Genomic DNA, 14,918 nt, shown 5'->3' with positions numbered 1-14,918 from the left:
CACATGATTAGTCGTAAAGGTGAAAAAATTATGGGGATTATTAGTATTGTCCTCAATGCCATTGGTGTTGGATTTGGAGCATTAATCCTCTCGGTAGGTCCATCATTTTATAATGAAATTAATGAAGTACTACAAGAGGAAGGCGAAACATTACCGATTGAAACGCTTCAAGCTTCAGTCAATGCATTTGGTACGCAGTTTATGGTTGTTTCCGCAATTGCGGCTGTGCTATCGATTGTCGGTGTGGTTCTTTTGAAAACAGACCGCCGTGCCGTGATTTCAGGTATTCTTTTCTTGGTTTCTGCTGTGACTCTTTTGATTGGAACAGTTGGCCTTGCATTTGCTCCAATGGTTCTATTGTTTATCATTGGATTGATGTCTCTTATTAGAAAGCCGAAAACAGAAGACATTCACACAAATGAATATCCTTCATAATACAAAGAAAAAGACATGCGTCGTTGTACGCATGTCTTTCTTTTTTTAAATGATACCTATCAGCATCGCCACGAACAGAAGGATAATACTGAATCCCCACATCCAAAAGAATGAGTAGCGGATATGTTTCCCCATATCGACCCCTGCTAGGCCTACAGCGAGCCAAACAGCAGGTGCAAGCGGACTGACAAATGTTCCGATAATATTCCCAATCATCATTGCATAAGCCGCTGAAGTACCAGGTACACCAACCTCAGATGTAATGGATTCAACAATTGGCAAAAGGGCGTAATAATAAGCGTCTGTACTAGTCAGCATATCGAGCGGCACCCCAAGCATTCCGACAATAATATGTAAAAATGGCAGTAAGAAAGCTGGTAAAATATGAATACTGTCGACCGCAATGGCTTTCAGCATCCCTGTACCTTCAAGAATTCCTAAAAATGAACCTGCGGAGAAAATAACAGCCGCCATCATCAGTGCACTAGGTGCGTGCGCCTTGATTCTTTCCATCTGTAAATTCACATTCGGAAAGTTAATCAACAGTGCTAGTGACAGGCCAATCATAAACATATAACTAGCAGGAATCACGTTTAACACGAGAAGTACCACAACACAGACAAATAGAATAAGGTTTACCCAGATGAGATGATAACGCTTTAAAGAAGCGTCTCCTGTTTCGCTAATAGACTGAATGGCACGATCCCAATCGGCGCCTTCTAGTTGAACAGCAGCTACTTCGTTTGCAGCAATTTTCACCCGAATTCGTTTTTCTTCCCTCTTTCCTAAAAAGAACGCCATTCCTAACACGAGCACCACCCCAATGAGCTGGATAGGAATAAGCGGCACCCAGAGTTCAGATGGATCCATATTCAAGACGCTTGCTGCCCGTCCAGTCGGACCAGCCCAAGGAATCATATTGGTTAATCCGGCACTCGTCCCAATTAATAACAGCAGCAAGTAAGGACTCATATGTAATTTTTTATAAAGCGGCAGCAGTGCAGGTACAGTTAATAAAAAGGTTGTAGCCCCTGCTCCATCTAAGTGAGCAATGATCCCAATTAAAGCAGTTCCCATTGCAACTGTGACAACATTTCCTTTTGTCAGCTTGATTAATGCTTTAATTACAGGTTCAAAGAACCCTGTATCTTGTAAAATGCCGAAAAATAAAATGGCGAAGATAAACATGGTCGCCACCGGCAATACTTTGATAATTCCTTCTTCAAAAAAGGTTTGAATGTCATTTATCCCAAATCCCGCAATCAGTGCTCCTATTAAAGGCACCATGACCATAGCGACAATTGGACTTGCTTTCCCCCAAATCAGCAATACAACAATCGTTAAAATAATCAACAATCCAACAAGCGTTAACATAAGACCCTCCCCCTACAATAAACCGTTTACATTTGTTAGCTCTTTTTATCACAATGCAGTCCCACAGCTGCATTGAAAAAAAGAGTATCAAAAATATGAGCATTAGGCAACCGCTTTCATACCTATACAATGGTAAAAAAGGATGGTGAATCCATTCACGGCGCGGTATCAAACATGTCAAAAAATTTAGATAAAATATAACGCTTCAAATACATTTCTACTAATAAATATATTTATATAGGTATTTAAGATCATTAAAAAAGAAGTGTCCATTGAATGAACACTTCTTTTAAATTATTTTTTCAAGATGACGTACTCGTAAGGGTCAAGCTGAAACTTCTCTGGCACCTGCTCGTCAGTCAGCATATTTTCATAGCTTTCCGCTGAATCTAGTGATATGTTCTGCTGCTCTTCTGTAAAATTCATCATAAACACATATTCCTGAGTGCCATCTGTTCGTTTTTGTACACTGACTCCCTCTGGAATCACCGCTGATAGGACGGGCTGTATATCCATTTCTGCGATGAGTTCCTCGTAAAACTCATCATAAAAAATCTGCTCATTTTCGGAAGCCATATAGTATGCTTTTCCATCTCCAAAAGGATGGACAGTCAGGGCTGGCTGTCCTTCGTAGCAGCCGTTCTCAAAATGTCCTAACACAGAGGCCGTTTCAGGATGTATGGATTCGCAATATTGCCCGACATGGTAGGTGCGTCCATTTCCTGTGGTCATTAATACATGTTCATCTGGCATCAATGTGTTGATTTCCTCAGCCCAAATGCCAAGTACATGGCGGAGAGGACCGGGGAAACCGCCGAGGAAACAGAGGTCGTTTTCATCGACCATGCCGCTCCAGTACGTTGCCACAAAAATGCCGCCCTCTTTGACAAATGCTTCGATCTTTTCTGCCACGCCTGGTTTGATCATGTAGAGCATTGGACCAACGAGCACACGATAGGATGAGAAATCCTTTTCCATGCCTACAATGTCAACAGGAATGCCTTTTTTCCAAAAGCTTCGATAGTGAGTTTGACAAGCTTCTACATAGCGTTTGTTTGTATTATTTAGGCCTTGTGCATCATCAATGGCCCAGTGGTTTTCCCAATCGTATATGATGGCGACTTCTGGTTGAACGGATGTGCCCGCAACCGGCTGCAGCTGCTTTAGTTGTTTCCCTAGATCAGCCACTTCTTGAAATACACGTGTATGTTCATGTCCTGAATGATCCACAACTGCGCCGTGGAATTTCTCAGAGGCACCTCGACCCTGTCTCCACTGGAAATACAGCACTGAGTCTGATCCGTGGGCAATCGCCTGCATAGCAGACAGATGAGCCATTCCTTGATGTTTGACTTTATTCACATCATGCCAATTCACGAGGCTAGGCGTGCTTTCCATCACGAGAAATGGCTGACCGTCCTTTAATGAACGATATAAGTCGTGAACGAAGGCAACGTTTGACGCTAATTCAGCGGTTGTTTCCCTGCCGCTATGCCATGCTGGATAGCTATCCCATGAAATCACGTCGACTTCTTTTGCAAATTGATGATAATCCAGTCCAAGGAATGGACGCATATGCGGGTAGTCGCCCATAAAGTTGGTGGTCACTGGAATATGAGGTGTCAATTCTCGCAGCGGTTCAATTTCATTTTGATAAAAATTGATCGTTTGCGCGGTGACAAAGCGCTTCCAGTCTAGGTTCATTCCGTGGATCATGTGCTCCCCGTGCGGTGCAGGTGACTCGATTTGTGACCAATCACTATACGTGTGGCTCCAAAACCCCGTCCACCATGCTTGATTCAAAGCTTCAAGGTCATGATTGTACTTGTCTTTCAAATAGCCTTGAAATGCTTCCTGGCAGAGATCACAATGACATTCGCCGCCGTACTCATTCGAAATGTGCCACATGATCAGTGCTGGGTGATCCTTGTAGCGTTCAGCGAGCAAACGATTGAGTGTATTCGTTTTTTCTCGATAAACTGGTGAGGTGAAGCAATGATTATGGCGCAGTCCATGTAAATTACGCTGACGGTTCGCTTCGACGCGCAATACCTCAGGATATGTTTGCGAGAGCCATGCAGGCCTTGCCCCGCTTGGCGTTGCAAGAATGGCGTGTGCCCCCTGCGCTGCCAAACGGTCCATGATGTCATCTAGCCATGTAAAATCATACTGACCTTCTTTTGGCTCTAGCTTACTCCATGCGAAAATGTTGATGGAGAATGTTTGACAGTGTGCAAGCTTCATTAATCGAAAATCTTCGTCAATGATCTCCGGCATATGAAGCCATTGATCTGGATTATAATCGCCACCATGCAAAAAGCCTTTCACATTGGGGTGAACGAGTGGGTAACGCTTTCCCATTTTGTCACGTCCTATCCTTTTAATTACGGTGTCATTTGTTTAAATACATCAAGAGAAGGCAGTGCTTTTCCGTTGAAATCAAACATCGCTTGATTTTCCCAAGCATTTCCGACTGTACCGGTTGTTTGGATATAAGCCAGCCCATATTGACTTGACCACGGGGCGCCTTTCGCTGGGATCCAAAGCGGCTCCCAATAAAAGAAACCTTTCCCGCGATTGTTTTTCACTTGTGAAATTTTTTCTGATAGATCTCGTATAAAAGATGCCTGACCTTGAGGTGAAGCTGGGTAGCCGGCAGTATTGACTGAATCTTGGTTAAATGAGTTTTCTAGGTTGTCGCCATTTGCTGTTGTAAAACCGTAGGCGGTTTCTACCACGATGACGTCTTTGTGATAGCGAGCGCTAATGTCATTCATATTGTTAGTAAGACCGCTAAATCCGCCGTCCCAATACGGATAATAAGATAGACCGATCGTATCGAATGAGACGCCTCTTTTGGTGATTTCATCAAACCACCAGCGGGAGGCCCCGTTGTCCCCGCCATGGGCAAGGTGAAGCATGATGTTGATATTTGAATCGACAGAGCGGACAGCATTTGTGCCAGCCTTTAGCAAAGCGGCAAGCCGGTCAAATTCACCGCCGCCTTCACCCCAGCTTTTGCCGTTCGGCCACAGCATGCCTGAGTTCAATTCGTTTCCGACCTGTACCATGTTCGGCAAAGCATTTTGGGCTCTCATCGCTTTGAGTACATCCCCTGTGTAAGTGCCAACCGCTTTTACTAAATCGTTTTGTGAAAGAGATGCCCAAGCTTTCGGTTTGAACTGTTTACCAGGATCGGTCCAGAAATCACTGTAGTGAAAATCAAGCAGCACTTTCATATTTTGTGCTTTTGCGCGTTTCGATAAAGCGATGGCTGTATTGAGATCGTTTGTCCCGCCATTATAGGCACGACCTTGGTTGTCGTATGGGTGGTTCCACAGTCTAATGCGCACATAGTTGACGCCTTTTTCCTTTAATAGCTTGAGCGGGTCCACCTGTTTTCCATTTTGGTCGAAGTATCTGCCGCCGCTTCTCTCCACTTCCGCAAGCATGGAGATATCGGCTCCTTTAATGAAATCACCTTGCAGTCCATTGATCGCGCATCCGCTTTTGCTTCAGGTAAAATCCCTAATCCCATCAAAAAGAAAACGACAACCGTGACGAGCATCCATTTCTTCATCAAATCTCCCCTTATCCTTTTGTCCCGCCTTGTGTGAGGCCGGACACAAATTGTTTTTGTAACACAAGAAACAATAAAGCGACTGGAATCGCAATGAGTAAAGCCCCGGCTGCAAAGGTCGTGTAGCTGGCCCCCATTTTGTCTGACACAAGATTGTACAGACCGATCGGGAGTGTATACATTTCGGGTGAGCGGACAATGACACTGGAGATGATGAAATCACCCAGTGGTCCTGTAAATGAGTTGATGGCGACAACCGCCAAAATGGGCTTAGCAAGCGGCATAATAATTTGAATGAAAATTCGGAAATGCCCTGCGCCGTCCATTCTGGCTGATTCATCAAGATCCTTCGGAATCGCATCAAGATAGCCTTTCATTAAATACGTATTCATCGGAATTTGTCCGCCTGCATAAATCAAAATCAGTGCAAGATGGCTGTTAATCAGTCCAAGCATTTGAGCCAAAACGAAAATCGCAATCAGCGCTGAAAATTGAGGAATCATTTGCAGCAGTAAAAAGAGCATCAGCCCATTTTTCCGTCCTTTGAAACGGAATCTAGAAAAGGCATAGCCTGTAAAACTAACAAGAATCAGCGTTAACAACATTGTGGCAATACTGATCTTCATGGAGTTCCAATACCATTTTGCATAAAGTGCTCCTTGACCGAAGAAGAGCTCGGTAAAGTGACTGAACGTTGGATTTTTCGGAAACATACTTGTACTCATGAGGCTGTTTCCAGGATTAAAGGAAGCACCGATCGTCCAAAGCAGTGGATATAGAATACAAATGGAGGCTATGAAAAGGATAAAATAAGTAATGCTCAGGCGAATGAGCTTGTTTTGTTTTGATCCCATATCACATCATGTCCTCCTCTTTGAATGAATTCGTTCTCTTAAACTGCCAGAGTGCAATGGCGATGACAAAGATTGAAAGTAAAATCGTGACAGCCGCAGCGAGTGCATATTGAGAGGACTGCATCGTGAGTTTATAAATCCAAGACACCAAGATGTCCGTTCCCCCAGCGGTTGACCCCGCAACAGGCGGTCCCCCGCCATTAAATAAGTAGATAATATTAAAGTTGTTAAAGTTAAACGTATATTGTGTGATGAGGATGGGTGCAATGGAATAGAGAACAAGCGGTAACGTGATGGACCGGAATTTCTGAAAAAAATTGGCTCCATCAATGGTCGCAGCCTCATATAAATCCTCGGGAATCGCCTGCAAAACGCCTGTTGTCATAATGAAAACGAAAGGAAATCCAAGCCAAGTCTGCATCGCAATGAGGGCAATTTTGCTCCAAAATGGATCTGTTAGCCATGGTTTTGGATCAATCCCTATCGATGCAAAAAGTGTATTGTTAATGGCCCCAAATGTATCATTGAACAGTCCAGCAAACACCAAAATGGTCACAAAGCCCGGAACAGCCCAAGGGAGAATCAAAATGGTTCTAAAAAACCGTTTTCCCTTTAAATCCTTCTGATTGAGCAGAACCGCTAAAAAGATGCCGAGTGCACATTGAAGAGTCGACGCAACCAAAGTCCATACGACGGTCCAGCCAAGTACATCAATGAAGGTATCTCTCCAAATATCAATGGAAAAGATATTTTGAAAGTTCTTGATTCCTACCCAGTCGATCAGATTGGCAGGAGGCGAGTGATATAAATCATAGTTCGTAAAGGCAAGCGCAAAGCTGAACATAATAGGAAAGACAACAGAAAATAGAAGTAAAAAGAAAGCAGGAGTGCTCATTAAGTAAGGGAAGCCTTGATCGATGAGCTGATGATATTGAGCACGGATGGAATGAAGTGGAACCCCTTGATCCCGTTTCTTTCCATTCATAAAAGCATCACGCATCATGAGTACATAAAAGCCGATACCAAAACCAGCTGTTAACAGCGCAATAATCCCCTTTGCTAAAAGAAAAACAGAGTTGTCACGAGGCAGCATCGTCCCAAGTGTGAACAGTCCCCAGAAGCCAATATTGAATAAATCATAAAATACAATCAAAAAAGAGACGCCGAACAGGAAAAAAAGTGCCCCTTTGCCGTACTGTTTGTTGTATATCTGCCCCATCCCGGGTATAAAGGAGAACATTAGCGCCCGTCTCCGGTGTGTCTTTGATTCCACTGTGTGTGTGCGGTCTAGTTCAAGGTTACCCGTCACGTCTAACACCTACTTCATATAAAATTAGATCAACTACAGGCAGTTTGATAGACTACCCGCATTTGATGGTTATTTGGAGTGATTTGCTTTAATTTGAGAGTCGATTTGATTGACCGCATCATCAAATGCCTTTTTCACATCTGTACGACCAGTTGCAATCAGTCCTAATGCACTATCAATCGGCTTCCACACCTCTTCCATTTCAGGATTGTTCGGTGTCAGTGTGGCGTATTTCGTTTGTTTAGAAACAGCATCCGCATTTGCGTTTTCCGTAATGATTGGATCTTTCATCAGTTTTTTCACTGGTGGAATTTCCTCTGTTAATTCAAAGCGCTTCTTTGAATTTTTTTCGTTCGTGATAAATTCAACAAATTTCTCAGCAAGTTCTTTATTTTTAGAATAAGAGGAGACGTTGTAGCCTTTTACACCTAAGAATGAGCTCATATGTTTTCCGTTAGGGAGTGTTGGCAACTCGGCCACACCATAGTCAATACCCGCCTCTTTATATGGACCAAATGACCAAGGACCAGAAATGACAGCTGCTGCTTTTTTCTCTGTAAATAAGGAGTTGAGGACATTGATTCCTTGTTCACCAATGATGCCTTTCGGGAAAAGACCTTCGCTAAAGAATTTTTGAATGTATTCTCCGCCTTGGATGGCGCCATCGTTGTTCAAACCAATGTCATTAACATCATAAGAGCCATCGCTTTTCTGCTTGAAAATATAGCCCCCAGATCCGCCTAAAACACTTTGCGCATAGTAAATTTCATCCCATTTCGCAACAAAACCGTACTTTCCGTCTTTTGTCAGCTTTTTCGAAAGATCATACCAGCCATCAAGTGTCGTTGGTGCCTTTTTGACAAGATCTTTGTTATAAAAAAGGACAGTGGTTTCAACGGATTTTGGCAGACCATACAGCTTGCCATCTACCGTTTGTGATTGAATCGATTCGTCTGTGAAGGAGTCGATCACTTTTTGATCTGGCTTGATTTCTTGTAATAGCCCCTCAGTGACAGCTGATCCAATTTGATTGTGAGGCATCGTGATGACATCTGGACCTGTCCCAGCTGCTCCATCTAGACGGAGAGCTTCGATTTGGTCGGCATAAGCTTTTTCGACCACTTTGATTTTCACATCATGTTGTTTTTCGAATTCTTTTACAGCATCTTGAATCCCCTCAGTTTTTTTGACATCCTCCCACACTAGTAAGGTCTTTGTACCTGTAGATGCTGGCTGTGTTCCGCTTGAATTGTCATCTCCCGGTCCGCAAGCTGAAAGCAGAAGCACAGCAGTCCCAACGACTGCTGATAATGTCGCCCATTTTCCCTTTTTCATTAGTAATCCCCTCTCGTTCTTTTTTTACAGATGATAAGAAAACGCTTTCTTAATGTGAGAATATCAACTTGAGTAAAAAAAGTAAACATATTTTATTAAATTTATTAAGTAAAATTTTTTACTGATGTAGAGAGAAAAGAAGCCCTCCACATTGGACGGGGCTTCTGGTTGTTTATATCGTACTTTTTCGAAAGACAGGTTCTGAGGCAATCAGCACAGTTTTCGGTAATGTTCTGCCGTCCACAAGTCTTTCTAACAGTAAATCAACTGCTGTTTCACAAAGTAAAGACGTGTGGATATGATACGTGGTGAGCGGTGGTGACACATATTGAGACACATGAATATCGTTGATACTAAAGACGCTCACGCGGTTCGGCAGAGAAAATCCGCGCTCATTTAATGCTTGTAAACAGCCGATGGCAAGAGGATCACTAGCGACACAAAAAGCGGTGGGCAGGTCATCACCAAGCTCATCAATCGCCTTCATCATCAGCGCATAACCATCATCTACTGAGAAATGGTGACCGACATAGACCAATTGCTCATCAAGGACATTGCGAGCCATCATATATTCACGGAAAGTCGTTTCGCGAATATCTGGAATATGCACATTCGTATTCAGATCAATGTCTGTGCCGCCAACGAATCCAATGGATGTGTGTTCTTTTTCAATAAAAGAATCGATGATCCTTTCAACAATTCGTTTCAGGTTTGGCTTTACTGAATCAAAACGGTCTTCATCTGGTGACGTATCAATAAAAACGATATGTTGGGTGATCGCATATAATTGGTCAAGCTCTGACGTTTTAAATCGGCCGATGGCGATGATCCCTTCTGTAGAAGGATCAATGGAGTGAAGCCCATCAGATGGATTGTAAGCGGTGACATTTAAACTCCGAGTATTCGTAAGTTCCTCAATGCCTAGACGAATGGATTTAAAATAAATATCTTCAAGCTCTTCCTTTTCGGTCATCCAATAGAGAAAGGCGATTTTTTTTAATGAATGTTTGAAAGTTTTCTTTTGATAGGACAAAGCTTCAGCGGCGGCGTATACTTTTTCACGTGTTTGATCCGTGACAGATAGGTTGGGATCTTGGTTCAGTACGCGAGATACAGTCGCAATGGATAATCCAGCTTTTTCAGCAATGTCCTTTATTTTAGCTGCCAAATCAGCACCTCCTATAGAAAATATCTCCTTCTAGTATAGAGTCTTTAAAAAAATTAGTAAATATTTTTATTAAATTGTTTTCAGTTAAGCGCTTCTTTACGCACTGGGAAGGAATTAGTAAGATATATATATGAAAGGTTTTGGATTAAGATTTCTGATAGGAGAGGGACCGATGTATTACGATGCACTGAAGACATTTGTGACAGTTGTGGAAGAGAAAAACTTTACAAAGGCAGCCCAAAAGCTGCGGATTTCTCAGCCAAGTGTCAGTCTTCATATTAAGAACTTGGAGCAGGAATTCCAGACCGTTCTGCTGAATCGTTCGCCAAAGCAACTAACTGTTACACCAACTGGGGATATGCTGTACCATCGATCAAAACAAATCATTCGTTTATATGAACAGGCGAAGCAGGATATTTATGAGCATCATCATCTGGCAAGAGGGAAGCTGACAATCGGGGCGAGTTTTACCATTGGAGAGTACGTGCTGCCGCAAATATTGGCAGAGTTTCATCAGCTCTATCCGCATGTGGACATTGAGGTGGTCATTGATAACACAGAGGCGATCGCCAGTCATGTCCGCTTATTCCATGTCGACATCGGTTTGATCGAAGGACAGACGAATGACAAAGAACTGACTGTAGAAACTTTTCTAGAAGACGAGCTCTATATCGTCGCGCCATTAGATCACCCCTTTGCTAAGAAAAAGGATGTCACGATTGATCAACTGCAAAACGAAACATGGATCACAAGAGAAGAGGGATCAGGTACCGGGGAATACTTACAGCACGTCCTGAAATCAAATGGACTGAAAGCACGGACATTTGTGACGTTTAGCAGCAATCAAGCGATTAAAGAGGCTGTGATTCATGGAATGGGGCTTTCTGTTTTATCTAAATATGTCCTCCAACGAGGCAGCATTGGCGGTGAATTGGCTGTCATTTCTGTGAGAGGAATGGATTTTAAACGAAAATTTTCCTATGTCGAGTCACCGATGACAGGGGGAAATAAAAATAAAGAATTGCTCGTTGAATTGTTAAGGAAAGAGAGAAAAGACGCTTCTCCTGGGTAGGAGAAGCATCTTTTTTATAACCCTTTAATGTGGATTTCATCAACTGGAAGGAAGATTTCACCCGTATCTGTGTATTTCATGGTGACCTGATCGCCTTCTTTTAAATAAATGACGAGAGGTTCTTTTTCAGATGACATGGTGTAGCTTTTCCCATCGTCTAGCAGGAAGGTGACGGTTGTATAATCACCGGTCTTTTCTTTATAGACTCGTTTGACTTTCCCTGTAGTTTCTTTCTTTTCCTGCTTAGAGGAACTGTTAACGGTACCGCCGCCTTTTTGCAGAGCTGTCTTATAGGCTCTCAGTGCTTCGTTTGGTGTTGAAGCGTACGCAGCGATTTCAGGATTGGCTGCCGAAACGATAAAGTAGTTTTGCAGGAAGCCATTTGAATCGAGAACTGGTGTGAGCCAGCTGGCTTCTCCATAGAAATTATAGAGAATCGGCATGCGGCCTTTCCATTTCTTTTCGATGAAACGTTTCTCAATAATTTGCAGAGCGCCTTGAGAATCCATGTAGGACGCTTCAAGATTTCCGGTATAATAAGTCGCTTTTCCTGTCCGGGCATTTGTCAGGGCATACCCAAGCATCGAATCAACGCCCTCTTTCGGACTTGTGAAATCTGTGAAGTAGTACATATCTCCTTTTGCATCAAACACCGGACTCACATTGGCTTCTGTTCCTTCATCTGAAGGCAGCTTTACATCTGACTTTCCAAACATACTATTCCAGAACCCGTGAATATAGTTTCCGAAATAACTGTTTTGCAGACTGACCGCTTCTGGTGAAACAGCACCATCAATAAAAGCAGGTACTTGATCTAGAGCATATTTCTTCGTTGCACCTGTTTTGGCATCAACAACGACCACGCCTGATGCTTTAAAGCCGTTTCGCGCTGAGATAAAATCGCCATACGTGCGAATGTAATAAGGCTTTCCGTCATCATTGATTTCCAGCTGTGTGTCGCCGTAGAAAATCAAATCAGGGTATTGAAGGCGAATATGCCGCTCAATTTCTTTGTTGAAATAAGAGGAAGGCGTGTAGACCATCTCTGTTTTCACAAACTTTGGATTGGCAGATGAGTCGGTCGCACTTAAAGTAAAGTAACCCGGCGTACTCCCCGAACGAATCCATTTAAAGAAATCCGAGAATTCCACTGGTGCGATGTACACATACTCACCGTTGACCTTCTGGATTTGCAGGCTGCCAAGCTCATAGTAGCTTGTGTTTGGAACCTGTCCGAACGATTTCTTCATTTTGTTCCGAGCAAATTGAGGCGGTACACTTGCAGGTGTTTCCGTCTCATCAAACGCTTTGATTTCCACTTTTTGTTCCATTTTGGAGACATCAAATTTCTCATTCGCATTGAATAGAAAAGCTGTCGCCATATAAACACCGAGCAGTAATAAAATAAGAAACAGCACGCCTTTGATCTTACGCTCCAGCCCAACTGATAAAAAGGCGCCTGCTGCTGTCACAACAAGTCCAATCAACCAGAGGGATGAAGGGTTACGATCCAAATTGGTCATATAATAGAAAACAAAAATACCGACCATGAACAGTAAAGCAAGGCCTGCAATCCACATAAGCGGAACCTGCTGTTCTGTTCCTTTCTTTCTAACGATCAACTTGAGTGGTGTGAGCAAGAGGGTCAAGACAAGACCGATCACAACCGAAAATAACAAAATATATCCCACAAACAGATCTCCTTTCAAATCAATCACTCTTTTAGTATATACGAGTGAGATGGGGAAAAGATTCATAAGACGGAAGGTTCATCTAAATGCCAATCGAGTCGATGGCGGATTGAACATCTTCTTTCAGTTCGTAAAACTTGAGTCTTTGCTCGATTTTCTCTGTTAAGGCGTCAATGGCTTGTCCTGACATATGCGTATGGATGCGCTTTTGATGTTTATACACTTTGTTCTGAAGTTCATCAATTAGATCTAAAATTTTTCCCGCTTCTTGGCGGTCTTCTGCAAATTCATGTTGAAGCTGATGCCGGATGGCTCTGATTAGCGCTATTTTCTGCTCTTCTTTGATCTTTGCTTTCAAAGCAGCCAGCTCTGCTGGTGTCATGTCTTCAGTGTGAAAGTTTGTTTGAGAAAAGACGGAGCTTGATGTATGCGTATCTGTCATTCGTTGCAAAAAACGGTCTGCATCTGTTGGTTGTTTCTTTGAAAATTCCATTCCTCGTACTCCTTAAGAAATGCCCATATTCTTTGCCAGGGCTGTATCTGCATCATGGTATTCTTTCCCTAGCTGGCTCATATCATCTGATATTGAGTCCAGCCACCTTTTTATATTCATCGCGCTATCAATCGCTGTATCATACTCTTTGACGGAATAGAACTCATTCTCAAGTCCCTCTGTTTTTAAGTGGCGAATTACAGCATCCACATCTGATGCCGTCAGCTGGTCATACGAACCAAAACCGACAATTTGTTTGTATCTCGAACGAACTCGTTCTACCGATTGATCCACTTTGTCATCGAGTTTCTCGATTTTGCGAATGATTTGCTGTATATGGTGCTCGGCATATGTCGAGAATTTACGACCTGTGTTCATGAGAACATGCGACTTGATTAAAATCGCCACCACACTTTGCGGGTGAACATTCGACTGACTCAATTGATGTAACATGGCGGCAGTGAGAGAAGGGTTTTTTCTCAACATATCATCAATGGTTTCAACGGAGCCATCTGATGAAAAGGCATACCGATCTAAGCCATGGCTGCCGGCGAGGGCTTCAAGGAATAAATTCGCATCCAGTGAAGGATTCACACTCATTGCCCGATTGAGGAGATCTTTCATGAATTGGACGGCTTTGGAGGAGTCCTCGGAGTAATCGACGCCTTCAGGTAAAGCGGCATCATACATCACTTTCACACGACCGATTTCTGTCGTATGTCGATTTAAAAGAGAAAGCCCGTCATTGAGATTGATATATTCTGTTAATCTACTGCGGTAATCACCTTTTAATGCTTTGGCTTGGAGGCCATCCGATAGATTGGGGTAAATATTCGGATTCTCAAAGGTGACCCCGCCTTTAATAAAATCATTTTTGACAAGAACATAGGACGCATTCGACCCGCCGAGTGAATGACCTGTCACATACATCTTGGCATTCGGCATTTTCTTATGTATTTCTTTCGCATAACGATCCGCTTGAACCATTTGATTCTCTGCACCATTTTCAAAGGGAATATTTTTAATCAGATACTTTGTATCTGATATCAGCCAATCTTGCACAATCTCATTTGTATAGGTCGTTGTCCCTGTCGCCACCTTCGTCGTGACTTGCTTTGACGTCTGTGACTGACGAAAAGGAGGCAGCTTTGTCAAAATGGTAGAAAGAAGATCATCTGACTCTTTTTTCCATGTTTTTTAATGGTATCTTTATATTGGCCAGCGGCAATCGGTTCGGACCCGCGGTAGGCGATGACGGCGTTTTTGATTTTGGTGAGGTCTTTGCCCTTAGCTGAACGGATATAGTCATCTTTTGATACAAGAGTTAGTGCATTTAGGCCTTTTTTTGTTTCTTGATAATTAATGACATACATGATTCTACCATTACTGAGTTTTATTAATTTAGAATTCTCGTAATTTAAAATGTTATAGGATTTTGAAGAAATTTCTTTATAATCTTTATCATGTAGTTGATTTTGATATGATTTTTTGGTCAAAATTAACACTCCTGCTATATTTATCTTAATTATTATAGTATATAGTGCTATAAATATCTATTATAAATACAGGTCTAATATATAAAAATTTACTATTAAAAGATCAAAAGG

General features: G+C 42.5%; 10 protein-coding genes and 2 pseudogenes. 2 read left to right on the top strand and 10 right to left on the bottom strand.

Translation table 11 applies throughout. The annotated features are described in order from the left end of the window. Positions 1-3: 3 nt before the first annotated feature. Positions 4-435: a DUF4064 domain-containing protein gene (locus MHI33_RS21120; protein ID WP_126741018.1), complete on the top strand. Its 432-nt coding sequence runs from the start codon at positions 4-6 to the stop codon at positions 433-435. A gap of 45 nt (positions 436-480) precedes the next feature. Here MHI33_RS21120 and MHI33_RS21115 read toward each other — a convergent pair whose 3' ends face one another. From MHI33_RS21115 to MHI33_RS21085, 7 genes and pseudogenes are all read right to left on the bottom strand, one after another. Continuing rightward, positions 481-1,809, bottom strand: coding sequence for a CitMHS family transporter (locus tag MHI33_RS21115; RefSeq protein ID WP_044139130.1), 1,329 nt, complete (start codon positions 1,807-1,809; stop codon positions 481-483). Between the two features lie 294 nt (positions 1,810-2,103). Continuing rightward, positions 2,104-4,170 (bottom strand): beta-galactosidase, encoded by a 2,067-nt coding sequence (locus MHI33_RS21110; RefSeq protein ID WP_126741016.1) that lies wholly within the window; start codon positions 4,168-4,170, stop codon positions 2,104-2,106. Between the two features lie 23 nt (positions 4,171-4,193). Continuing rightward, positions 4,194-5,389 (bottom strand): annotated as a pseudogene (locus MHI33_RS21105) (glycoside hydrolase family 53 protein). An 11-nt stretch (positions 5,390-5,400) separates the two neighbouring features. Further along, on the bottom strand, positions 5,401-6,243 hold the full coding sequence (locus tag MHI33_RS21100; RefSeq protein WP_012011808.1) for a sugar ABC transporter permease: 843 nt from the start codon (positions 6,241-6,243) through the stop codon (positions 5,401-5,403). A gap of 1 nt (position 6,244) precedes the next feature. Then, the gene (locus MHI33_RS21095) at positions 6,245-7,483 is read right to left on the bottom strand and encodes a carbohydrate ABC transporter permease (protein ID WP_065099210.1); all 1,239 of its coding nucleotides are present in this window, start codon (positions 7,481-7,483) and stop codon (positions 6,245-6,247) included. A 138-nt stretch (positions 7,484-7,621) separates the two neighbouring features. Continuing rightward, positions 7,622-8,887 carry an extracellular solute-binding protein gene (locus MHI33_RS21090; RefSeq protein WP_126741013.1) on the bottom strand — a complete coding sequence of 422 codons (1,266 nt, stop codon included), beginning with the start codon at positions 8,885-8,887 and terminating at the stop codon, positions 7,622-7,624. A gap of 172 nt (positions 8,888-9,059) precedes the next feature. Next, positions 9,060-10,055 (bottom strand): LacI family DNA-binding transcriptional regulator, encoded by a 996-nt coding sequence (locus tag MHI33_RS21085; RefSeq protein ID WP_340913608.1) that lies wholly within the window; start codon positions 10,053-10,055, stop codon positions 9,060-9,062. Positions 10,056-10,227: 172 nt separating this feature from the next. Between MHI33_RS21085 and MHI33_RS21080 the strand changes: the two genes are divergently transcribed. Beyond that, positions 10,228-11,127, top strand: a complete 900-nt coding sequence (locus MHI33_RS21080; RefSeq protein WP_113767925.1) for a LysR family transcriptional regulator — start codon at positions 10,228-10,230, stop codon at positions 11,125-11,127. A 14-nt stretch (positions 11,128-11,141) separates the two neighbouring features. On the opposite strand, the gene MHI33_RS21075 is transcribed toward MHI33_RS21080, so the two are convergent. The 3 genes and pseudogenes from MHI33_RS21075 to MHI33_RS21065 form a co-directional block, all read right to left on the bottom strand. After that, entirely contained in the window at positions 11,142-12,818 is a 1,677-nt protein-coding gene (locus MHI33_RS21075) for a hypothetical protein (protein ID WP_113767924.1), read from the bottom strand. Between the two features lie 82 nt (positions 12,819-12,900). Next, positions 12,901-13,311 (bottom strand): hypothetical protein, encoded by a 411-nt coding sequence (locus MHI33_RS21070; RefSeq protein WP_340913603.1) that lies wholly within the window; start codon positions 13,309-13,311, stop codon positions 12,901-12,903. Positions 13,312-13,323: 12 nt separating this feature from the next. Further along, positions 13,324-14,807 (bottom strand): annotated as a pseudogene (locus MHI33_RS21065) (lipase family protein). Positions 14,808-14,918: the final 111 nt, after the last annotated feature.

It is taken from the genome of Bacillus sp. FSL K6-2971 (assembly GCF_038006405.1).
In the GTDB taxonomy this organism is placed as follows: domain Bacteria; phylum Bacillota; class Bacilli; order Bacillales; family Bacillaceae; genus Bacillus; species Bacillus pumilus.
This window is presented reverse-complemented; position numbering and strand designations above follow the sequence as displayed.